General features: G+C 60.6%; 20 protein-coding genes and 1 riboswitch. Of the genes, 4 read left to right on the top strand and 16 right to left on the bottom strand.

Translation table 11 applies throughout. The features are described from left to right. Positions 1 to 46: 46 nt before the first annotated feature. Genes J2T09_RS09275 through pcaD form a run of 5 tightly spaced genes read right to left on the bottom strand, consistent with a single transcriptional unit; the run spans position 47 to position 3,703 of the window. Positions 47 to 1,102 carry a 3-carboxy-cis,cis-muconate cycloisomerase gene (locus J2T09_RS09275; RefSeq protein WP_306833538.1) on the bottom strand — a complete coding sequence of 352 codons (1,056 nt, stop codon included), beginning with the start codon at positions 1,100 to 1,102 and terminating at the stop codon, positions 47 to 49. Between the two features lie 21 nt (positions 1,103 to 1,123). After that, positions 1,124 to 1,741 (bottom strand): protocatechuate 3,4-dioxygenase subunit alpha, encoded by a 618-nt coding sequence (gene pcaG, locus J2T09_RS09270; RefSeq protein WP_306833537.1) that lies wholly within the window; start codon positions 1,739 to 1,741, stop codon positions 1,124 to 1,126. 1 nt (position 1,742) lies between these two features. Further along, positions 1,743 to 2,483: a protocatechuate 3,4-dioxygenase subunit beta gene (pcaH, locus tag J2T09_RS09265; RefSeq protein WP_306833535.1), complete on the bottom strand. Its 741-nt coding sequence runs from the start codon at positions 2,481 to 2,483 to the stop codon at positions 1,743 to 1,745. Then, positions 2,480 to 2,902: a 4-carboxymuconolactone decarboxylase gene (gene pcaC, locus J2T09_RS09260; RefSeq protein WP_306833533.1), complete on the bottom strand. Its 423-nt coding sequence runs from the start codon at positions 2,900 to 2,902 to the stop codon at positions 2,480 to 2,482. The genes pcaH and pcaC overlap by 4 nt, the downstream gene beginning before the upstream one ends. 3 nt (positions 2,903 to 2,905) lie before the next feature. Continuing rightward, positions 2,906 to 3,703 (bottom strand): 3-oxoadipate enol-lactonase, encoded by a 798-nt coding sequence (gene pcaD / locus J2T09_RS09255; RefSeq protein ID WP_306833531.1) that lies wholly within the window; start codon positions 3,701 to 3,703, stop codon positions 2,906 to 2,908. A gap of 90 nt (positions 3,704 to 3,793) precedes the next feature. Between pcaD and pcaQ the strand changes: the two genes are divergently transcribed. Next, a complete protein-coding gene (gene pcaQ, locus J2T09_RS09250) occupies positions 3,794 to 4,720 on the top strand; it encodes a pca operon transcription factor PcaQ (RefSeq protein ID WP_306833529.1) in 927 nt (308 codons plus the stop codon). A 26-nt stretch (positions 4,721 to 4,746) separates the two neighbouring features. Here the strand turns inward: pcaQ and J2T09_RS09245 are convergent, their stop codons facing one another. The 11 genes from J2T09_RS09245 to J2T09_RS09195 form a co-directional block, all read right to left on the bottom strand. Further along, positions 4,747 to 5,910 (bottom strand): sugar ABC transporter permease, encoded by a 1,164-nt coding sequence (locus J2T09_RS09245; protein WP_306833527.1) that lies wholly within the window; start codon positions 5,908 to 5,910, stop codon positions 4,747 to 4,749. A gap of 31 nt (positions 5,911 to 5,941) precedes the next feature. Beyond that, positions 5,942 to 7,474, bottom strand: a complete 1,533-nt coding sequence (locus J2T09_RS09240) for a xylose ABC transporter ATP-binding protein (protein ID WP_306833525.1) — start codon at positions 7,472 to 7,474, stop codon at positions 5,942 to 5,944. A gap of 63 nt (positions 7,475 to 7,537) precedes the next feature. After that, positions 7,538 to 8,545, bottom strand: coding sequence for a D-xylose ABC transporter substrate-binding protein (gene xylF / locus J2T09_RS09235; protein ID WP_306833523.1), 1,008 nt, complete (start codon positions 8,543 to 8,545; stop codon positions 7,538 to 7,540). Positions 8,546 to 9,614: 1,069 nt separating this feature from the next. Beyond that, positions 9,615 to 10,367 carry a triose-phosphate isomerase gene (tpiA, locus tag J2T09_RS09230; protein WP_306833522.1) on the bottom strand — a complete coding sequence of 251 codons (753 nt, stop codon included), beginning with the start codon at positions 10,365 to 10,367 and terminating at the stop codon, positions 9,615 to 9,617. Between the two features lie 5 nt (positions 10,368 to 10,372). After that, on the bottom strand, positions 10,373 to 11,149 hold the full coding sequence (locus J2T09_RS09225; RefSeq protein WP_306833891.1) for an SDR family oxidoreductase: 777 nt from the start codon (positions 11,147 to 11,149) through the stop codon (positions 10,373 to 10,375). 9 nt (positions 11,150 to 11,158) lie between these two features. Further along, positions 11,159 to 12,670 carry a sugar ABC transporter ATP-binding protein gene (locus J2T09_RS09220; protein ID WP_306833520.1) on the bottom strand — a complete coding sequence of 504 codons (1,512 nt, stop codon included), beginning with the start codon at positions 12,668 to 12,670 and terminating at the stop codon, positions 11,159 to 11,161. 62 nt (positions 12,671 to 12,732) lie between these two features. After that, positions 12,733 to 13,659 carry a substrate-binding domain-containing protein gene (locus J2T09_RS09215; RefSeq protein ID WP_373458405.1) on the bottom strand — a complete coding sequence of 309 codons (927 nt, stop codon included), beginning with the start codon at positions 13,657 to 13,659 and terminating at the stop codon, positions 12,733 to 12,735. A gap of 91 nt (positions 13,660 to 13,750) precedes the next feature. Then, positions 13,751 to 14,731: an ABC transporter permease gene (locus tag J2T09_RS09210; protein ID WP_306833518.1), complete on the bottom strand. Its 981-nt coding sequence runs from the start codon at positions 14,729 to 14,731 to the stop codon at positions 13,751 to 13,753. Positions 14,732 to 14,779: 48 nt separating this feature from the next. Continuing rightward, a complete protein-coding gene (locus J2T09_RS09205) occupies positions 14,780 to 16,297 on the bottom strand; it encodes an FGGY family carbohydrate kinase (RefSeq protein ID WP_306833516.1) in 1,518 nt (505 codons plus the stop codon). Positions 16,298 to 16,300: 3 nt separating this feature from the next. After that, positions 16,301 to 17,257 carry a transketolase family protein gene (locus J2T09_RS09200; protein ID WP_306833514.1) on the bottom strand — a complete coding sequence of 319 codons (957 nt, stop codon included), beginning with the start codon at positions 17,255 to 17,257 and terminating at the stop codon, positions 16,301 to 16,303. Beyond that, positions 17,257 to 18,072: a transketolase gene (locus tag J2T09_RS09195; protein WP_306833888.1), complete on the bottom strand. Its 816-nt coding sequence runs from the start codon at positions 18,070 to 18,072 to the stop codon at positions 17,257 to 17,259. The genes J2T09_RS09200 and J2T09_RS09195 overlap by 1 nt, the downstream gene beginning before the upstream one ends. Before the next feature lie 347 nt (positions 18,073 to 18,419). Here J2T09_RS09195 and J2T09_RS09190 point away from each other — a divergent pair, with 347 nt between their 5' ends. From J2T09_RS09190 to ribB, 3 genes are all read left to right on the top strand, one after another. Next, the gene (locus tag J2T09_RS09190; RefSeq protein WP_306833512.1) at positions 18,420 to 19,376 is read left to right on the top strand and encodes a sugar-binding transcriptional regulator; all 957 of its coding nucleotides are present in this window, start codon (positions 18,420 to 18,422) and stop codon (positions 19,374 to 19,376) included. Between the two features lie 26 nt (positions 19,377 to 19,402). Further along, positions 19,403 to 20,185, top strand: coding sequence for a glucose 1-dehydrogenase (locus J2T09_RS09185; protein WP_306833510.1), 783 nt, complete (start codon positions 19,403 to 19,405; stop codon positions 20,183 to 20,185). Positions 20,186 to 20,284: 99 nt separating this feature from the next. Beyond that, positions 20,285 to 20,430: riboswitch (FMN riboswitch) on the top strand. Positions 20,431 to 20,557: 127 nt separating this feature from the next. After that, positions 20,558 to 21,187 carry a 3,4-dihydroxy-2-butanone-4-phosphate synthase gene (ribB, locus tag J2T09_RS09180; protein WP_306833508.1) on the top strand — a complete coding sequence of 210 codons (630 nt, stop codon included), beginning with the start codon at positions 20,558 to 20,560 and terminating at the stop codon, positions 21,185 to 21,187. Positions 21,188 to 21,205 lie beyond the last annotated feature (18 nt).

The raw sequence follows: 21,205 nt of genomic DNA, 5'->3' as shown, positions 1-21,205 counted from the left end.
TGACCCATATGCAAAAGGTTATGATTCAAGGCAATGTCGCACGAGACTAATCCCGGCCGAGTGAGCGAATATTGCCGGCCAGCTCCAGTGCCAGCCGGAGCGATGCGCCGGTCGAAACCGCCATCTGCGGCAGGGTCAGCCATTCCAGTGTCCAGGCGGCACCCGAACGTTCCTGTTCATGCACAAGCGCCTGATGCATGCCGGAAAGCTGGGCGGCGTTGAAGCGGGCGAGCGACACCAGAACCTCCGCCGCCACCGGGTTCTGCTTATGCGCCATCGCCGACGATGCGCCGCCGCCGACCAGCGAGATTTCACTGCCAGCTTCGGCGAGAAGCGCGATATCCTGACCGAATTTTCCAAGGCTTCCGGTTATCAAAGACAGGAGGCCGGCAAGTTCACCCAGCCGGTCGCGCTGGCTCTGCCATTGTGCATGATTGCCAAGCCCGAGATCCTCGGCGAGCGCCTCGCGCACCACCACGCCTTCCTCGCCCAACCCATCCAGCGTGCCGGCAGCACCGCCGAATTGCAGCACGAGGGCGCTTTCGGCAAAGGCTTCGAGGCGGGCGCGGTGGCGGGCGAGCGGCTCGCACCACGCACGGATGCGGTCGGATACGCGGATTTCGATGGCCGCCTGCATGCGGGTATGGCCCATCATCACGTGATGGCCAAAACTCCTGTCGAGATCGGCAAAGGCAGCATCGAGCCTCTCCATCCGATCTTCCAGCAGAGCCGCGACACCGCGCAGCCGCAACATCAGGCTGGTATCGACAACGTCCTGACTGGTCGCCCCCTTGTGGACATGGCGACCGACATCCGGCCCGCAGGCCTCCCGCAATTGCCGGATCAGCTCCGGCACGACAACGCCGTCACGCGCAGTGGCAAGACGCAGCTTTTCCATATCCGGGGCAAAATGAGCGCAGACTTCGGCGATGCGTTCCGCCGCCCACACGGGGATCGAGCCTTCGGCCGCCTCGCTGGAGGCCAGCGCCATCTCGAAATCCAGCATGGCCTTGATATCGGCATTGGCGGTGAAGAAGGCTGCCGTTTCCCTGTCGCCTACGAGGCCGGACAGGAAAGGATGATCGAAGGCGGATACGCTCATGAAAACCGATGCCTTAACTGCTCAGATATCGAAGAACACGGTCTCGTCTTCGTCCTGAAGATGAATGTCGAAGGACACCGTGTCACCTTCGCGTCTGCCGATCAAGGTTTTGACCCGGCTGCGATGTTCGAGCCGCATCAGTATCGGGTCTTGCGCGTTCGCCTCTTCCTCGTCGGAAAAATACATGCGGGTGTGCAGACCGATATTGATGCCGCGCGCGACGATCCACAGGGTCACATGCGGCGCCATCATCCGGCCGTCGTTGAAGGGCACGCGACCGGGTTTGATGGTTTCGAAGAGGAATTCGCCGGTCGTCATGTCGGCGGGACAACGGCCCCAGCCGAAAAAATTCGGGTCGGCCTTGCCACGCGTTTCGGATGGGCTGTTGTAAAACCCGTCGCTATCGGCCTGCCAGATCTCGATCAACGCATCCTTGAGCGGCGTGCCGGTGCCATCGAGAACGCGGCCACGAATGGTGATGCGTTCGCCACGGGTCTTTTCCGAGACAAGCGGACCGGAACCGAGATCGGTTTCATAGACCCCTTCGATGCCCGTAAAATTCGGCGTACAGCCGATATGCACATAAGGGCCGGCGGTCTGCGAGGCTGACTCCTTCAGGTAACCGAGAGGTTGCGGCATGTCAGTTGCCCTCCTTGCGGTTTTCGAAAAAGGTGGAACGGCGGCCGCGCAAGATGATGTCGAACTTGTAGGCGCGCATATCCATCGGGATCGTCGCATTCATGTCCAGAGGCGCGATCAACTGGTGGATCGCCTGCTCGTCGGGAATGGTCTTCACGATCGGACACAGCCAGATCATCGGATCGCCTTCGAAATACATCTGGGTGATCAGGCGCTGCGAAAAACCATGGCCGAAGACGGAAAAGTGGATATGCGCCGGCCGCCAGTCGTTGACGCCATTCGGCCAGGGATAGGCACCCGGCTTGATCGTCTTGAACCAGTAATAGCCGTTTTCATCGGTGATCGTGCGGCCAAAACCGCCGAAATTCGGGTCGATGGCCGCAAGATAGGTTTCCTTCTTGTGGCGATAACGACCACCCGCATTGGCCTGCCAGAATTCCACCAGCGCGCCATCGACGCCGCGCCCACGTTCATCCAGCACACGCCCATGCACGAGAATGCGCTGGCCGATGGCCATTTCGCCGGGACGGGCATAATTGACGATCAGGTCGTTATCGAACTCGCCTAAAATGTTGTGGCCGAAGACCGGGCCGGTAATCTCGCTTTTTGTACCATCCAGCGAGATCAGCGCCTTTTGCGGAGAGCGTAGCACGGAGGTCTTGTAACCGGGCGTATAGGCCGGCGGATGGATGGTGCGGTCACGTGCGAAAAACGCGCCGGTTTCGGGTCTCTCGTTCTTCACTCCGCCTCCTCCCCGGCTGTTTTACCGGCGGCATCCATTTCGGCATAGGCTGCCTTGACGATCTTGAACGCATGATTGGCGGCCGGCACGCCGGCATAGATCGCCACATGCAACAGCGCCTCGCAGACATCCTCCCGGCTCGCGCCGGTGTTTTGCGTGGCGCGCACATGCATCGCCACTTCCTCATGCTGGCCGAGTGCCGCAAGCAGCGCGATCGTGACGATCGAGCGTTCGCGTTTCGACCAGGTCTCCCTCGACCAGACATTGCCCCAGGCGGTTTCGGTGATCAACTCCTGAAAAGGCTGGTCGAACGGGGTTTCATTGGCCAGCGCGCGGTCCACATGGGCATTGCCCAGAACAGCGCGACGAGTCGCGAGCCCTTTGCGGTAACGCTCGGAGGAATTTTGGGTATTGGCCATGGTTCACTCTCCGGGCAATTGCGCGAGAAAATCGCGTAGCACGGCGGCAAAGGCGGCCGGCGCTTCGACGCAAGGGATATGGGCGGCATTTTCGATGACGTGGTAGCGGCTGCCCGGCACGAGATCGGCGAGCGAGCGCACGAGATCGGGCGGTGTCGAGCCATCTTCGGCACCGACGATGCAGAGCGTCGACACCGCGATGTTTTTGGCGGCTTCGGTAAAATCGGCATCGCGGATGGCGGCGCAGGTGCCGGCATAACCGGCAACCGGCTGGCGCAGCAGCATGTTGCAATAACCCTGATAGGCGGCGTTTTCCGGCACCCGGTAAGAGGCCGTGAACCAGCGCTGCATGATGCCATCGACCATGCCGCCAAGCCCTTCCACCTCGACCTTGGCGATACGCTCGTCCCACATCTCGGCGGCACCGATCTTGTGGGCGGTATCGGCCAGCACCAGCGCGCGAACGAGATCCGGCCGGCCGACATAAAGCGACTGCGCGATCAGCCCACCGACCGACAGGCCGCAGAGGATGACATCGGCATAACCGAGATGATCGATCAGGCCGGCGAGATCGGCGGCATGGTCCTCGATGCGATAAGGCGGCTTGCCGAGATCGGAGAGGCCGTGACCGCGCTTGTCATAGGTGATGACGGTGTAATCGTCCGTCAGCTTGGGTAGGACCAAATCCCAGATGCGGGCATCGGTGCCGAGCGAATTGATGAACACGATGACCGGCTTGCGGTCTCCCGCGCCCGCCACGTCATAACGAATGACCACGTCGTTGATCGAAACGAACTGCATGCCAAATCTCCTCCACGAAGGAGATTGCGGCGATCAAATGGTTAGGTAAAATGATTTTTGGGCGCATTTCATTAACCGGGGGATTATGAATTGAAGGCCAATCGGGTCAAATTCCGGCATTTGCAGACTTTTGTGGAGGTTGCCCGCCAGAAAAGCGTGGCAAAAGCTGCGGATATTCTCAGCGTCAGCCAACCGGCCGTGACCAAAACCATCCGCGAACTGGAGGAGGCGCTCGGCGTCGCCGTTGTGGAACGCGATGGACGCGGCATTCGGCTGACACGGTATGGTGATGTTTTCCTGCGCCATGCAGGTGCGGCTTTGACGGCGCTCAGGCAGGGCGTGGACAGCGTTTCGCAGGAACTGTTCGATGCAGCACCTCCGGTGCGGGTCGGTGCACTACCGACCGTTTCGACACGCATCATGCCACGCGCCATGTCGATGTTCTTGAAGGAAAAGACCGGCAGCCGCATCAAGATCGTCACCGGCGACAATGCGGTTCTTCTGGAACAGTTGCGGGTCGGCGATCTCGATCTGGTGGTCGGTCGGCTGGCAGCGCCGGAAAAGATGACGGGTTTTTCCTTCGAACACCTGTATTCAGAGCAGGTCGTGTTCGTGGTGCGTGCCGGCCATCCGCTGTTGGCGACCGGTACATCCATATTCGAGGGATTTGCCGATTATCCGGTCCTAATGCCGACACGCGGCTCGATCATCCGGCCTTATGTCGAGCAGTTCCTGATCGCCAATGGCGTCGCCAATCTGCCGACGCAGGTTGAAACGGTGTCCGACGCATTCGGCCGCGCCTTCGTACGCCAGAGCGATGCGATCTGGATCATTTCGAAGGGCGTGATCGCCACCGATCTGGCCGACGGGTTTCTCGCGGCTCTGCCGATCGATACGTCGGAGACGCGCGGGCCGGTGGGCCTGACCATCCGCGCCGATGCGACACCATCCCTGCCTCAGACGATCCTGATGCAGACGATCCGGCAGGCGGCGGAAGAGTTGGTTGCCGGCGCTTAAGTGTCAACGCCGGCAACAGCAAAATATCAGAGCCGTTTCACACCCGACGAGATGATGTCGAGATAAACGGCAATGACGAGGATGATGCCCTTGATGATCTGCTGCCAAAACGTGTCGACGCCCATCATCGACATGCCATTGTCCAGACTTGCCATGATCAGCGCCCCGACCAGCGCACCGATGACCGAACCGACACCGCCGCGCATGGACGTGCCGCCGATAAAGCAGGAGGCGATGGCATCGAGCTCACCACCGAAACCCGCCGACGGCGTGCCGGCGGCAAGGCGAGCGGTAGTGGTGAGACCGGCCAGTGCCGCCATCAGGCCCATCAGGCCGAACACTGACATTTTGACCAGATTGACATTGACGCCGGAGAGGCGCGTCGCTTCCGAGTTGGAGCCGGCGGCGTAGATATAACGTCCGAACACCGTGCCCTTGGCGATGACCGTGAAGACGGCCAACACGAACAGCAGCAGCAGTACCGGCACCGGAATGCCCTGGTAGGAATTCAGCACCAACACGAAACCGAGGATAAGCAGCCCGGTGCCGAACAGTTTTGCGGCTTCCATGGCGGGTGTCGGCACTTTCAGATTGTGCTGCAGCCGCTTGCGCCGGGTTCTGATCGCCATGAACAGCAGCACGGCAAACAACAGGATCGCGCAACCATTGCCGAGCCAGCCGGGCAGATACCCCTGACCCAGATATTTCAGGCCCGGAGAGACCGGCGCAATGGTGATACCGCCGGTCAGACCCAGCACGGCGCCACGAAAGGCGAGCTGCCCGCCAAGCGTGACGATGAAGGAGGGAATGCCGAGATAGGAGGTCAGCCAGCCGTTCATCAGGCCGAGAGCTGCACCAGCTAGCAGCACGAAAGCGATGGTTCCAGCCAGCGGCCAGCCGTAAACGACATCGAGAATGGCCGCGATGCCACCCAGAAGCCCGAGCAGCGAGCCGACGGACAGATCGATTTCGCCCGCCACGATGACAAACACCATGGCCGCCGCCAGCATGCCGGTGATCGCCATCTGCCGCAGCAGGTTGGAAAAATTGCGGGCCGTCAGGAAGCCGGAGACGCCGGTATCGGTATTATAGGTCAGATATCCGAACAGCGCCCAGATCAGGGCCACCACGATCAGAAGCGCGACGATCTTGTTTTCGGACAGGAATTTTCTCAAAACTATGCCAGTCATATCAAAACCTTCACCAGCAATGACACAAGGATCAGGCGACCTGTGCGGCATGGCCGATCGCGGCCGCCAGCACCTGTTCCTGGGTGAGATTGTCGTTGACGAAATCGCCGCGCAGTTGCCCCTCGCCGATGACGAGAACACGGTCGGAAATGCCCAAAACTTCCGGCAGTTCGGAGGACACCATCAGCACCGCCACGCCGGTCTTGGCGAGCGCGAAGATCAGCTTGTAGATTTCGTATTTGGCGCCGACATCGACACCGCGCGTCGGTTCGTCGAGGATCAGAACACGCGGCTCCGGCAGCATCATTTTCGAAAGAACCGCCTTCTGCTGGTTGCCGCCCGAAAGCGAGGCAATCGGCAACATCGGATCGGCCGTCTTGATCTTCAGCCGCAGGATCTCGGTCTGGATCTGCGCCAGTTCCTCATGTTCGTCTATCAGACCGAAACGCGCGAAACGGCTGAGCACCGACACCGTCATGTTGTGGCCGACACCGATGATGGGGAGAATACCGCTCTTCTTGCGATCCTCCGGCACCATGCAGATGCCCGCTCGCACGGCATCGCGTGGCGTCCTGATCGACATTTCCCTGCCATCGAGATGGATCGTGCCCTGATGCGCGGTCGGATAGGCGCCAAACAGGGTGGAGACCAGTTCGGTACGCCCAGCGCCGACAAGACCGGCAATGCCGAGAATTTCGCCCTTGCGGATTGTGAGCGAAACATTGTCGACTACCTTGCGATCGGGATTGGTGACATCCCAGCAGGTGATGTTGCGCGCCTCGAGAATGACCTCACCGATGGCATGGTCTTCCTTCGGGTAGAGATTTTTCATCTCGCGCCCGACCATCATGGTGACGATGCTGGCAGTGGTCAGCTCTTCCATCGGCTGCGTGCCGATATGCGTGCCGTCGCGGATGACGGTGACGGTATCGGCAATCTCCGCCACTTCATCCAGCTTGTGGGAGATGTAGACGCAGGCCGTGCCTTCCGCCTTGAAGCGCTTGATCAGGTCGAGCAGCGTGCGGATTTCCGACGAGGTGAGCGCCGATGTCGGTTCGTCGAGGATCAGCAGCTTGGCGTTCTTGTTGAGCGCCTTGGCGATTTCGATCAACTGCTGCTTGCCGCCGGAATAGTTCAGCACCGGCAGCGCCGGATTGATGTCATGGACATTCAACTTGGCAAGCAGTTCCTGCGCCCGCGCATTCATCGCATCGTAATCGAGAAAGCCGTGGGTGCTGATTTCGTTGCCGAGAAAGATGTTTTCCGCCACCGACAGATGCGGCACCATCATCAGTTCCTGATGGATGATGGCGATGCCGGCCTTTTCGGTCTCGCGGATGGACGTCGCCTTCAGCTCGCGACCTTCCCAGAAAATCTTACCTTCCCAAGTGCCATGAGGGTAAACGGCGGAAAGCACCTTCATCAGCGTGGACTTGCCCGCACCGTTTTCGCCGCACAGCCCCACGCATTCGCCGGGACGGACCTGCAGATGAATGCCATCCAGAGCCTTCACGCCGGAAAAGCTCTTGGAGATGTTTTTCATCTCTAAAAGAAAATCGCTCATGACACCTCGCACATCAAAACGAGGCCCCGGAACCGCTTGGGGCTCCGGGGCCAACCGGCCGGATTATTTCAGGCCGATCTGTTCCTTGGTGTAGAAGCCGTCTTCCACGTAGATGTTGATATTGTCCTTGGTGACGGCGGTCGGCGTCAGCAGAACCGTATCGACATCCTTGGTGCCGTTGTTGATCTTCGAGGTGAATGCCGGGGTTTCGCCCCGGACCATCTGAACCGTCAGCTTGGCGGCTTCCGAGGCGATCAGCTTCAGCGGCTTGTAGACGGTGACGGTCTGGGTGCCATCAAGCAGGCGCTTGACGGCGGCAAGGTCGGAATCCTGACCGGAAACGGCAGTCTTGCCGGCCAACCCTTGCGCCGCCAGCGCCTGGATGGCGCCGCCGGCGGTGCCATCATTGGAGGCAACGACTGCGTCGATCTTGTTGTCGGCCGCCGTCAGCGCGTTTTCCATGATGGAGAGCGCTTCGGTCGGGCTCCATTCCTTGACCCATTGCGAGCCGACGATTTTCACCTTGCCGGCATCGACGGCGGCCTTGAGTGCCTTTTCCTGACCGGCACGCAGATACTTTGCGTTATTGTCTGTCGGCGAACCGCCGAGCAGGTAATAATTGCCTTCCGGCTTCGCCTTCAGAACGTTTTCCGCCTGCATGAAGCCGACGCGCTCGTTGTCGAACGAGATATAGGCGTCGACATCTGCATTGAGGATCAGGCGGTCATAGGACAGGACCTTGATGCCGGATGCCTTGGCATCGGCCACGACCGCATCGAACACTTTCGAGTTCATCGGTACGATGACGATGGCATCGACGCCCTGTGCGATCAGGTTCTCGACCTGCTTGACCTGCTTTTCCTCATTGCCGTCGGCCGACTGCACGCTGACCTTTGCGCCCAGCTGTTCGGCCGCCGCGATGAAATAGTCGCGGTCGCGAACCCAGCGCTCGACGCGAAGGTCGTCTATCGAAAAACCGATGACCGGCTTCTCCGGCGACGCATTTGCGGTGCCGGCAAAAGCACCGACAGCAAGGCTGATGGCCGCGCATGTGAACAGAAACTTCTTCATATCCTACCCTCCTCTATCGCCGCCGTGATTGGCGCGCTCCCAACATCATGCCCAGCGGGCATGCCGAACCACGGAACGAGCCGTGCTCAATCCGCGGCTATTGCCTCCTGATATGGCTCGCGCCACATCTGCGACCGACTGCCAATACGCGCCCGATCACCATCCTCTTGAGCCATTGATACGACGACTCTCAAAAGTTGCAAACAGTTTTTGATTTACGTACCTCACGTGCGAACTTGTGACGCGATCTTGCCACGACGATAGGGCTGCGTACTTGGGAGCAATGCAGAGGATGGCGGATTTTCCCTGTCAGCGACGACGAGCTTCCGCGACATTTTTATCAGACGGAAACCTGGCGACCTCACCGACCATGTCGCAACCAGAACACGTTGCCCCAATTGCCTTATTTCCAGAAAATAGTTTCAGGCGAATTCAACGACTTGTAAAAAAGTTGAACCCTACTTCGTCCACGCCCTGAAAACCTGCGCCTACACTCGAAGTGTTCCATCGTGGATACACCGGGAGGCGTCCCGGCGAGTTGGAGCCGGCGCTGAAGTTGGAGAAAAGACGTAAGTCTTCAGCAACAGGGTTCGCGGAAACTGGTTCTCCTCCGGCGACACGGGGGAGGTGGCAAAATCTCGCAGGAGGCGATGTCATCTCTGAAGCCCGAAAGAAGCGCGCCGGGCGTGCCTGTGCGGCACACATGATCGCCGGTTCGTGAGAAATCACGGGCACGGCTTTCGCAGAGGAACCGAAGTCGCGGGCAAAAACCGTCGAACGGGGCACTGAGAGGTGTCAATTACTAACTAAGTTACGAGGCAGCTTTCAGTGCCCCGACCGCATGACCCGCCCAGAACGCAAAATGGCTGCGGGTGTTTTTTGAAAATCGCAGATCACCAAGGCACGACTCTGCCGTATTGGACGACTGCGCTCGGGACGAGCGACACTCGCACTGGATCGGGCTGCACCGGCACACGGCTTGTCGGTTCGACTGTGAGCAGAGATCGACGCAAATGCACACGCATCGGTGGAAACGAGCCGCGGACCGGCCGCGGCTCTCGCACGCTCGTCAAAATGACTTGACGATCGCCAGAAAATCGCTGGCCTTGAGGCTGGCACCACCAACAAGTGCGCCGTTGACGTCTTCTATACCGGCAATCTCGGTGGCGTTATCGGGCTTGACCGAACCGCCATAAAGGATGCGCATCCTCCTGCCCTCTTCGCCGAGCAGATCGATCAGCGACGTGCGGATGAAGGCATGCAGGCCGGCGATATTGTCGATGCTCGGCGTGCGGCCGGTGCCGATGGCCCAGACCGGTTCATAGGCGATGACAACCGATGAGGATTTCGAGCGGGCGGGAACGGAACCCTGCAATTGCCGCAGCAGCACGTCCTGTGTGGCGCCCTTCAACATCTCTTCTTCGGTCTCGCCGATGCAGATGATGGCCTGCAGACCGGCTTCGACGGCGCGCTCCGCCTTGCGCTTTACATCGGCGCTGGTTTCGCCACGGCCTTGGCGGCGCTCGGAGTGACCGACGATGACGGCGCGCGCCCCGCTATCGGCGACCATGGCGGCAGAAACGTCACCCGTATAGGCGCCGTGCGTTTCACTGCTGCAATCCTGCGCGCCGATGGCGAGCGAAGTGCCTGCCGTTCTGGCGCCGGCAGCCACGAGCAGCGTTGCCGACGGGCAGATGAGCGTATCGAGGCGTTGGCTGTGCGCATCGGCTCCCTCGGCAATGAGGGCGATTTCGGACAGCGAAGCGGAAAGCCCGTTCATCTTCCAGTTTCCCGCGATCAGCGGACGGATTTTTTCACTCATGGCATTTACCAGGCGGTGAAGCCGCCATCGACCAGAAGGTCATGGCCAGTGATGAAGGAGGCGGCAGCGCTGGAGAGGAACACCGCCGGGCCGACCATTTCATCGACGGTTGCGATGCGCGCCATCGGCGTTTCATTGGCAAAGATCTTCAGCTGGTCTGCCACTTCCGGGCGCTTGTTCATCGGCGACAGCGTGTAGCCGGGGCTGATGGCGTTGACGCGCAGACCCTTCTCCACCCATTCCATCGCAAGGCTCTTGGACAGGTGGATCACACCGGCCTTGGACGTGTTGTAATGCGCCTGCGACAGGCCGCGATTGACGATCGAGCCGGACATGGACGCAATGTTGACGATCGAACCTTTTCCACGCGGCAGCATGACACGGGCTTCAGCCTGGCAGGAGAGGAAGACGCCGGTGAGGTTGACGTCCATCATCTGCTGCCAGCGTTCGCGCGGCATATCCTCGGCCGGCATGGCGTTGGCGATGCCGGCCGAGTTGACCGCAACCGTCAGGGCGCCTAGCTCCTTTTCGGCGCCTTCGACGGCTGCGGCCAAATGTGTTTCGTCCGACACGCTGCCTTCGAACACAAAGCCCTTGCGGCCGTGTGCCTTCACGGCATCGAGCGTTTCCTGCAGGCCTTTTGCGGAAAGATCGAACAGCGCCACGTCTGCGCCGGCTTCCGCCAGACCGATGGCAATCGCCTGACCGATGCCGCTACCGGCACCGGTGACAAAGGCAACATCGCCGGCGAGAGAGAAGAGTTTCATGACAGTCTCCTGAATATCGGTTTTTTATGCGGTTGCCCGTTCCATGACGGCATGGCGCGTCGCGTCTTCGCCGGCAAGAATGCCTTGATTGCGGCCGCGGGCCATGACCAGAACCTTGTGGGAAAGCCCCAGAACCTCATCGAGATCGGAGCTGACGACGATGACGGCCATGCCCTGTTTGGCGAGTTCGGCGATCACGTCGTAGATGGCGGAACGGGCGCCGACATCGATGCCGCGGGTCGGTTCATCGAGGATGACAACCTTGGGCCCGGCCGAGATGGCGCGGGCGATGACGATCTTCTGCTGGTTGCCGCCGGAAAGTTCGTTGGCGCGCTGGTCGGCGCTGCCCTTGATGCCGAAACGCTTGATGGCAGTGGTGGCAAAATTGCGGATCTCGGTCGGCGTGACCCAGTTGCGCGAGGTAATGCGCGGATAATTGCCGAGCGCAATATTGTTACCGATCGTGTGGTCGAGCACGAGGCCCTGCAGCTTGCGGTCTTCCGGCACAAGCGCGATGCCGGCAGCCATGGCATCGGCCGGGCTTTTGAGCGTCAGAACCTTGCCATCGACGGTGACGGAGCCGCTTTTGACCGGATCGGCACCGGCAATGGCGCGCACCAGTTCCGTGCGGCCAGCACCGACGATGCCGGCAATGCCCATCACCTCACCGGCAGACACAGTGAAGCTGACATCGTGGAAATCACCTTCCGCCGAAGATAGGTTTTTCACCTCGATCAGCGGCTTGTGGGTCGGGGCCGGCAGGTGCGGAAAGATACGGTCGAGCTGACGGCCGACCATGGCTTCCACGAGATTGGACACCGGCACCTTGGCGCTGTCGAAATTCGCCACCAGTTCGCCGTCGCGCATGACGATGACGCGGTCGGCGATGCGGGCGATCTCTTCGAGACGGTGCGAAATATAGATGAAGGACACGCCTTCGTTTTTCAGCCGTTCGATCTGCTCGAACAGCTTGTCGGTTTCTTCACCGCCGAGGGCGGCGGTCGGCTCATCGAGAATGAGGAAACGGGCGTTGAGCGTCAGCGCCTTGGCGATTTCCACCTGCTGCTGGGCGGCAACGCGCAGATATTTGACCTTGGTGGCCGGGGAAACATTGAGGCCGAGGCGCTTCAGCTGCTCGTCGGCACGGCGATACATTTCGAAATTGTCGACACGGCCGGAGCGGGTCGGCAGGCGGCCGACAAAGATGTTTTCGGCAATCGACAGTTCGGGAAGAAGGCGCATTTCCTGATGGATGAGACCGAGACCGGCATTCAGCGCATCGGACGGCGTTGCAGGGGAATAGGCTGCGCCCTGCCATTGCATGCTGCCGTCGGTCGGCGTGACCAGACCTGCGATGATGGAGGAAAGCGTCGACTTGCCCGCGCCGTTCTCACCCAGAAGCGCCACAACTTCACCGCGCTTGATGTCGAAGCTGACATTCTTGAGAACGGTGATCTTGCCATAGGTTTTCGACAGGTTGCGAACCGACAAAATGGTTTCGCCCGCGTTTTCGACGCTGTGGTTTTCAGTAGGCATGTGGGCCTCCTTTCCGAGCATGGGACCTGCGCCCCGGAGAAAACCGGGGCGCAGTGTTTCGATCAGGGATGTTCCTTGATGAAGGCTTCGGCATTGTCTGCCGTGGTCAGCGTTGCCGGCTGCAGCTGTTCTGCCGGCGGCTTTTCGCCCTTGATCAGCTCAAGTGCGGACTTCAGAGCCAGACGGCCCATGCCTTGAGTCTGCTGGGTCATGGTGGCCTTCAACGTACCGGCCTTGACGGCTTCGAGACCGGCGCGGTCACCGTCGAAACCGACGATGATGGCATCGGAAATGCCACCGACCTTGGCAGCCTGTGCGGCACCGAGTGCGAGCGCATCAGCGCGGCCGAAGAAGATGTTGATCGTCGGGTTACGCTGCAACATGTCCTGAGCGATGGCAAAACCTTCGTCCTGCATCCAGGCATTCGATGCCTGACGGCCGGCTTCCGTGATCCCGGGGCATGCCTTCATGGCTTCGGCAAAACCCTTGTCGCGATCCTGCTCCGGCGTGGTGCCGAGCTGGCCCTGGATGATGGCGAGAACACCCTTGCCACCGGAAACCTTGCAAACGTAATCGCCGAGTTCCTTGGCAGCGGCAACGCTGTCGGTGGCGATGAACGTGTCGCCGGGTGCGCCTTCCGGGTTACGATCGACGGTCACAACCGGGATATTGGCTTCCTTGGCGGCCTTGACCGGAACGGTGGCGGCAGTCGCACCAGCCGGAATGTAGATCAGCGCCTTGACCTGGCGGGTGATCAGATCCTGGATCTGGCTGACCTGCGTGGCGCTATCGCCCTTGGCGTCGACGGTGACGACTTCGATGCCCTGTTCCTTGGCGGATTTTTCAACCGATTCCTTGATCTGGTTGAAGAAGTCGGCCTGCAGGTTGGCGACGGCAAGGCCGATCGTGACCTTTTCCTGGGCCTGGGCGGCGAAAGCCATGGCCGAGAAGGCGACGGTGGCTGCGAGCATACGGAAAGTCTTCGTCATGTGTTCCTCCACTGAATTGACGACAATTTCTATGGTCTGCTTAAGGTCTGCTTGTATGCGAGAACTGAGGAGCACCCTCCCCCGGTGCCGGTTATCTCCTCTTTCTTCCGAGTGTGTCGAAGGTAACGGCAGCAGCGATCACGACGCCGATCAGCACCTGCTGAATGAAGGGCGAGACACCGAGAAGGTTGAGACCGTTACGCAGGACACCGATGATGAAGACGCCGACGACAGTGCCGAAGATCGAGCCGACACCGCCCGAAAGCGAGGCGCCACCGATCACGACAGCCGCAATCGTGTCGAGTTCGTAGCCAAGGCCTGCACTGGGCTGGGAGCTGTCGAGGCGGGCGGCAAAGGCGACGGCGGCAAGGCCGGCCAGCGCGCCGCTGAGCGCATAGACGATGCAGGTATTGAGATTGACGTTGATGCCGGCCAGACGCGCCACTTCCGGATTGCCGCCGATGGCGAACAGGTTACGGCCGGCCGGGCGGTATTTCAGAATGATCGCGGCGATGATGGCGAGCACGATGAAGGTGGCGACCGTCATCGACAGGAAGCCGAACTGGCGAACCGTGGCAAGCGAGGTAAACCAGTCGGGATAACCGACGATCTGCTTGCCTTCGGTGAGGATATTGGCGAGACCTCTGGTCACCGACATGACCGCCAACGTGGCGATGAAGGCCGGCAGCTTGGCGACCGTAATCAACAGGCCCGAGACCAGACCGCAAAGCGCACCGGTGGCGATGCCGACGATAATCGCCAGTTCCAGCGGCAGGCCCATCTGCCGTTGCATGACACCCATCATCATCATCGAGAAGGCCAGCACCGAGCCGACCGACAGATCGATACCGCCGATGACGATGACCAGCGTCATGCCGATTGCGAGAATGCCAAGCACGGTGACCTGATCGAGAATGTTGAGGCCGTTTCGCGCCGATAGGAAAAATTCCGACGTCAGCGAGAAAAAGACGCATAACAGGATGAGGCCGACCAGCGGTCCCGACATCTTCTTCACGAAGGACATGCTGACGACGCCCGACTTCGGCGCCGCCTGTTCCGTGATCTCACTCATAAAAGCCTCCCTGCCGCACACCTTCTCCTGCGTGCGATCATCAAATTATCAGTAGGTACCCGAACGCTCCGCCTCGCGGCTTTCCGGGCGTTCGTGAACGGACAGGCCGCGCGAGCGCGCCACCATCCGTCTCCATTCCAAGCGCTGCCGCTGGCGGGCGAGATCGTCCATCTGCGGCTCAAAGACGTTTCCTTCGCGCAGCAGTTCCGCGAGATCGTCCAGTGTCCAGATGCCGGCACCGAGCCCTGCCAGATGGGCAGCACCCATGGCCGACAGTTCCGCCGTCTGCGGACGCACGACCGGCACACCGGCCAGATCCGTTTCCAGCTGCATCAGCAGTTCGTTCTTGGTCGGCCCGCCGTCGACATAAAGCTGATCGACCTTGAGGCCCGAGAGCAGAACGCGGTCGAGAACATCGACGATCTGGTGGGCGATGCTATCCACCGCCGCACGTGCAACCTGTGCCCGCGAGGTGCCAAGTGCGACGCCGCCGATAATGCCGACCGCATTGGCATCCCAATAGGGAGCGCCAAGGCCGCCGAAGGCAGGCACGATGGTGACGCCATTGCTGTCCGGAACGCTGGCCGCAAGCGTTGCGAGGTCTGCCGTGCTGATGCCGAGGAAATCCGCCAGCCAGACGAGGGTCGAGCCGACCGAGCGGATATTGCCCTCGAAGGCATAAGCGATGTCATCCACCTGCCAGGCGATGGTACGGCAGACGCCGAGATCGATCTGATCGGCCGGCACGGAGCTGTCATAAAGCCCCATCACTGACGAACCGGTGCCCTGCGTGGCTTTCACCTTGCCCGGCTGGAAAGCGCCGTGGGCGAAAAGGGCAGCATGGCTATCAGCCAGCACGGCAGTAACTGGCGTGCCGTCGGCGAGCGGGGCGATGCCGCTGACCTTTGCGAAGTCGTAACGCGACGGCACGATGCGCGGAAGGGAAGCCCGCGGAATATTAAAGAGCGCCAGAAGATCGGAGTCGTAATCGCCCTTTTCCAGATCGACCAACTGCATGCGCGACGAATTGCCGATTTCGACCACATGTTCGCCGCCGAGGCGGAAAATCAGGTAGCTGTCGATCGTGCCGACACAAATCTCTCCGGCCTTTGAGCGCGAACGGTCGGGATCGACGCGATCCAGCAGCCATTGCGCCTTGACGGCAGAAAACATCGGATCGAGCGGCAGGCCGGTCTTTGCCCGGATCATCGCTTGCGTTGCTTCCGGCACGGCTTCGCAAAGGCTCAGCGTGCGCTGGTCCTGCCAGGAAAGAAGCGGCGACAGCGGTTTGCCGGAGCTACGATCCCAGAGCAGGCAGCTTTCACGCTGCGTCGAAAATCCGATGGCGACGATATCGCCAGTAGTCTCGGGCGACACGGCCTCGCGAATGGCAGCGAGCACGCTTTGCCAGATTTCTTCCGCATCCTGCTCGACCCAGCCCGGCTGGGGCGTCGACAGGCCGAGCGGATGCTGACCGCGGGCAACGACCTTGCTGTCGCGATCGACCAGCAGGGCTTTTGTCGAGCCCGTACCCTGATCGATGGCGAGGACGAAGGGGCCACTCATGGCTCAGCCCACCAGCTTGCGGGCTGCATCTGCAATGCCCTTGGCGGTGAGGCCAAAATGCTCGAGCAGAAAGTCGTTGGAGCCGGTCGGCGCAAAGCTGGTGACGCCGAGGAATTTCGCCTTTGCAGGATGGTTTTCGGACAGCGTCATCGAAACCGCGGCGCCGAGGCCACCTTCCAGAACCCCTTCTTCCGCAACGACCAGACCCTTGGTTTCCTTCGCGGCCTTGATGATCGTCTCGGCATCGATCGGCTTGATGGTGGAAACGTTGAGGACGCGGGCCAAAATGCCTTCAGCAGCAAGAATGGCCTGGGCTTCGAGAGCGCGCGACACCAGCGTGCCGGTTGCGACGAGCGCGACATCGCTACCATCGCCGGTCACGTCGATCTTGCCGAAGGTGAAGGCGACATCGCGATCGGCCGGAGTGACCGAAGGCACCTTGTGGCGACCGACGCGCATGTAGATCGGGCGGCCGGATTTAACGGCCCAGTCCATGGCGGCCTTGGTCTGTTCCGGGTCTGCCGGAACGAGAACGTCGAGATTGTCGATCGCCCGCATCCAGCTCAAATCTTCAATCGAGTGGTGGGTCGGGCCAAGCTCGCCGTAAGCCATGCCGGGGCTCATGGCGCAGAGCACGATACCGTAGTTGGAATAGGCAACGTCGGCCTTGACCTGTTCGGTAGCGCGACCGGACAGGAACGGACCTGCGGCGCAGACAAAAGGAATGAAACCACCATTGGCGAGACCGGCGGCAACGCCGACCATGTTCTGTTCGGCAATGCCGACATTGATCAGGCGATCCGGGAAACGATCACGGAAGGCGTTGAGATTGCTGGAACCGACCGAGTCGTTGCAGACGGCAACGATGCGGGGATCGGCTTCGGCAAGGGCGATCAGCTTTTCGGAAAAAGCGACGCGGCAATCGAAGGTTTCGTTGGAAACACTGCTATGGGCGTTCATCAGGCAAGTTCCTTCAATGCGAGTTCGACCTGCTCCTTGGACGGCACCTTGTGATGCCATTCGACACGGTCCTCGATGAACGAGACACCCTTGCCCTTGAGCGTATTGGCGATCACGGCGAGCGGCTTGCCGTTGCGGTTCTGGGTAAAGGCTTTCAGCAGGGCTGCGGTATCATTGCCGTCGATTTCGGCGACTTCCCAGCCGAATGAAGCCCACTTGTCGGCGAGCGGGTCAAGCGAGGCGGTGTCTTCCGTGCGCGCACCCTGCTGCAGGCGGTTGCGGTCCACGATGACGACCAGATTGTCGAGCTTGCGGTGGGCGGCGGTCATGGCCGCTTCCCAGTTGGAGCCTTCCTGCAATTCGCCGTCGCCGGTGAAGACAAAAGTCTGCCAGTTCTTGCCCGACAGTTTTGACGCGACGGCAGAGCCGACGCCGATCGGCAGGCCATGGCCGAGCGGACCGGTATTGGCTTCGACACCCTTCACCTTGAGACGGTTCGGGTGGCCGTTGAGCTTCGAGAGCGGCTTCATGAAGGTTTCGAGATCATCGACCGGGAAAAAGCCGCGCAGCGCCAGAACCGAATAAAGAGCCGCAGCACAGTGGCCCTTGGAAAGAATGAGACGGTCGCGGCCCGGATCGTCAGCCGTTTCTGGCGAGATGTTGAGGACGCCGAAAGCAGCCGTCACCAGCGCATCGGTCACCGACAGATCGCCGCCGATATGGCCGGCGCGGGCAATGTCGATCATCTGCACGACGAGGCGGCGGACCTGCTTGGCAACGAGCTTGAGCTGTTCGGCGCGCTCGCCTTCCGGCAGGTCGCGGATCGCCGCAACGTCGAGCGGCTTGTTGTCTGGCCAGACTGAGATGGTCACGGCGTCTCCTCCTGTTTTCCTCCGCATGAATATTTATTCACGCTTGATTTAATATTCATGATACGGCAGGATCACCCCATGTCAAGCGTGGTTCTGAAAATTCTAAACAAGTCTGGATCGGGGAGCGGAAGCTTCACGATGCCGCCGCGCATGGCTGAAAATCTGCAGTTGCAGCCGGCAATCGCAAAGCGCGCATTCCAATGGCCACGTTTATTTTCTATGCCTCGGGCACGCGTCGGGCGGCCCGCAGAGGTTGAGTCTCACGCTTATGAGACAGGAGCCAGCCAGCCATGAGCCGCACCAACGAACTGCGCATGATCACGCGTGTCGCCCAGATGTATCACCTGGAAGGCTTGAAGCAGAGCGACATATCCGAACTGCTGCGGATATCGCAGGCCTCCGTTTCGCGGCTGCTGAAACGCGCCGAATCCGAAGGCATCGTGCGCGTGTCGATCGTTGCGCCGAGCGGCACCTATCCCGATCTCGAATCCGCCATCCGCGAAAAATTCGGCATCAGCGAAGTCATCGTCGCCGATTGCCGCGAGGACAATGACGACGCGGTGTTTTCCGCGATCGGCGTGGCGGCCGCCCACCTGCTGGAGCAGACGCTGGAGGATGGAGACGTCATCGGCGTTTCCAGCTGGAGCGCGACGCTGCAGCAGATGCTGGACAACATCCACCCGATCAAGCGTGTGCGCGCCGAACGTGTCATCCAGCTGCTTGGCGGCATCGGTGTGCCGAGCGCGCAGATCCATGCCACGCAACTGACGACGCGGCTGGCGCATCTGATCAACGGCGAACCGCAGCTTTTGCCCGCCCCTTGCGTGACCGGTTCTCCGGAATCCAAGCGCATTCTCGTGTCCGACCCGCAGGTGAAGGCGACTGTCGACCAGTTCAAGCGCGTCACCACTGCCTTTGTCGGGATCGGCGCCATGTCGCCGTCCCAGAACCTCATCTACTCCGGCAACACGTTCACCCAGGCGGAACTGCAGGAACTGGCCAGCCGAGGTGCTGTCGGCGACATCTGTCTGCGGTTCTACACCGCGGATGGCGAGCCGCTGGCCGGTGAAATCTATGAACGCGTGGTTGGCATGACACTGGAAGAGCTGCAAGCCGTACCCCGCGTGATCGGCACTGCCGGTGGCAAGCGCAAGACGGCGTCCATCGCCGGCGCGCTGCGCGGCAAGCTGATCGACGTCCTCATCACCGACCGCTTCACGGCGGAACGGCTGAGCGAATTCACTTGAAGAAGCAAACCATACAGGGAGGTCCCATGTCTCGCTTCACCAACAAGACCGTCGTCATCACCGGCGCTAGCCGCGGTATCGGCGCAGCCATCGCCAAGCGTTTTGCCCGCGAAGGTGCCAATCTCGTCGTGTCCGCGAACGAGGAATCGGTGCATGCCGTGGCCGAACAGATCCGGGCCGATGGCGGCAAGGCGATCTCCTTCGTCGGCGACGTGACGGACAAGGCAAGCGTCGTGGCGCTTTATGACGCGGCCGAAAAGGAATTCGGTTCGGTCGACGTATCGATCCAGAATGCCGGCGTCATCACCATCGCCAAGATCGAAGACATGACCGAAAACGAATGGGACAAGGTCATGGCCGTCAACACCAAGGGCGTGTTCCTCTGCGCCCAGGAGGCCATTGCCCGTATCCGCAAGCACGGCAAGGGCGGCCGCATCATCAACACCGCCTCCGGCCAGGCCCGCGACGGTTTCATCTACACCCCGCATTATGCCGCCTCCAAGATGGGCGTGGTCGGCATTACCCAGAGCCTTGCCAAGGAAGTCGCGGTCGACAACATCACCGTCAACGCCTTTTGCCCGGGCATCATCGAAACCGACATGTGGGCATACAATGACGAAGCATGGGGCAAACTGCTCGGCAACTATGCGCCGGGCGAGTTGATGAAGGAATGGGTTGAAGGAATCCCGATGAAGCGCGCCGGTTCGGGCGAGGATGTCGCCGGCCTCGTTACCTTCCTGGCTAGCGACGATGCCGCCTATATCACCGGCCAGACGATCAATGTCGATGGCGGCCTGATCATGTCGTAATACGGAATTCGAACGGTCCGTTCACCGCAACGGACCGTTCGAATACGCAAAATGCGAGGGTCAGCCCTTGCATTTTGCTTGATTAAGAACTTATGTTGAAACTGTTCTCAGGGCGGGGTGCAATTCCCCACCGGCGGTATCGGAAGCAATTCCGGAGCCCGCGAGCGCCTTCAGGAAACTGAAGGGTCAGCAGATCCGGTGAGATGCCGGAGCCGACGGTATAGTCCGGATGGAAGAGGACAATGCGAAGACCACCCTTCACCGGGTGTGCGACGCTTGTTCGCCCAAGGGATGTTTGTGTCCGCTTTACTTGAAAGAAGCGGCCACGAGTTTGATGTCGGTCCGCCGGCATAACCCTTGAAAGGCTTGGAAATGACCATTTCGAAAATTGAAGATGCGATCGAAGCCATCCGCCGTGGCGAGATGGTGGTTGTCGTCGACAATGAGGATCGCGAAAACGAAGGTGACCTCGTTATCGCTGCCGATGCGGCGGAGCCGAAGGATATCGCCTTCATGATGAATCATGCGCGCGGCCTCGTCTGCATGGCGATGGAAGGCGAGCGCCTCGACGCGCTCGACATTCCGCTGATGGTGGCGCGCAATACGGAATCGCTGAAGACCGCCTTCACCGTATCGGTAGACTACATCCCGGGCACCACGACCGGCATTTCCGCTGGCGACCGTTCTGCCACCGTGCGCGCGCTGGCGGCCGGCGACGCAAAGCCGGACGATTTTGCCCGCCCCGGCCACATTTTTCCGCTGCGCGCCCACCCGGAAGGTGTTCGCGCCCGCCCCGGCCACACCGAGGCTGCCGTCGAATTGGCACGGCTTGCCGGCCGCGCACCTTCGGGCGTGATCTGCGAAGTTGCCAATGATGACGGCACCATGTCGCGCCTGCCGCAGCTGGAAAAGTTTGCCGAAAAGCACGGCCTTCTGGTCGTCACCATCGAAGACCTGATCGAATATCTCAACACGACCGCAAAGGTCGATGTCGCCGCCTGATCATAAGGTGGTTTGAAA

It is taken from the genome of Neorhizobium huautlense (assembly GCF_030811685.1).
GTDB classification, from domain to species: domain Bacteria; phylum Pseudomonadota; class Alphaproteobacteria; order Rhizobiales; family Rhizobiaceae; genus Neorhizobium; species Neorhizobium huautlense_A.
The sequence above is the reverse complement of the archived record's forward strand: the minus strand, read 5'-3'. Positions and strand labels throughout refer to the sequence as shown.

Coding starts and splice junctions, on each gene's coding strand:
- J2T09_RS09275 (WP_306833538.1), bottom strand. CDS start 1,102: ATGAGCGTATCCGCCTTCGATCATCCTTTCCTGTCCGGCCTCGTAGGC.
- pcaG (WP_306833537.1), bottom strand. CDS start 1,741: ATGCCGCAACCTCTCGGTTACCTGAAGGAGTCAGCCTCGCAGACCGCC.
- pcaC (WP_306833533.1), bottom strand. CDS start 2,902: ATGGCCAATACCCAAAATTCCTCCGAGCGTTACCGCAAAGGGCTCGCG.
- pcaD (WP_306833531.1), bottom strand. CDS start 3,703: ATGCAGTTCGTTTCGATCAACGACGTGGTCATTCGTTATGACGTGGCG.
- J2T09_RS09245 (WP_306833527.1), bottom strand. CDS start 5,910: ATGACTGGCATAGTTTTGAGAAAATTCCTGTCCGAAAACAAGATCGTC.
- J2T09_RS09240 (WP_306833525.1), bottom strand. CDS start 7,474: ATGAGCGATTTTCTTTTAGAGATGAAAAACATCTCCAAGAGCTTTTCC.
- xylF (WP_306833523.1), bottom strand. CDS start 8,545: ATGAAGAAGTTTCTGTTCACATGCGCGGCCATCAGCCTTGCTGTCGGT.
- tpiA (WP_306833522.1), bottom strand. CDS start 10,367: ATGAGTGAAAAAATCCGTCCGCTGATCGCGGGAAACTGGAAGATGAAC.
- J2T09_RS09220 (WP_306833520.1), bottom strand. CDS start 12,670: ATGCCTACTGAAAACCACAGCGTCGAAAACGCGGGCGAAACCATTTTG.
- J2T09_RS09215 (WP_373458405.1), bottom strand. CDS start 13,659: ATGACGAAGACTTTCCGTATGCTCGCAGCCACCGTCGCCTTCTCGGCC.
- J2T09_RS09210 (WP_306833518.1), bottom strand. CDS start 14,731: ATGAGTGAGATCACGGAACAGGCGGCGCCGAAGTCGGGCGTCGTCAGC.
- J2T09_RS09205 (WP_306833516.1), bottom strand. CDS start 16,297: ATGAGTGGCCCCTTCGTCCTCGCCATCGATCAGGGTACGGGCTCGACA.
- J2T09_RS09200 (WP_306833514.1), bottom strand. CDS start 17,257: ATGAACGCCCATAGCAGTGTTTCCAACGAAACCTTCGATTGCCGCGTC.
- J2T09_RS09190 (WP_306833512.1), top strand. CDS start 18,420: ATGAGCCGCACCAACGAACTGCGCATGATCACGCGTGTCGCCCAGATG.
- J2T09_RS09185 (WP_306833510.1), top strand. CDS start 19,403: ATGTCTCGCTTCACCAACAAGACCGTCGTCATCACCGGCGCTAGCCGC.
- ribB (WP_306833508.1), top strand. CDS start 20,558: ATGACCATTTCGAAAATTGAAGATGCGATCGAAGCCATCCGCCGTGGC.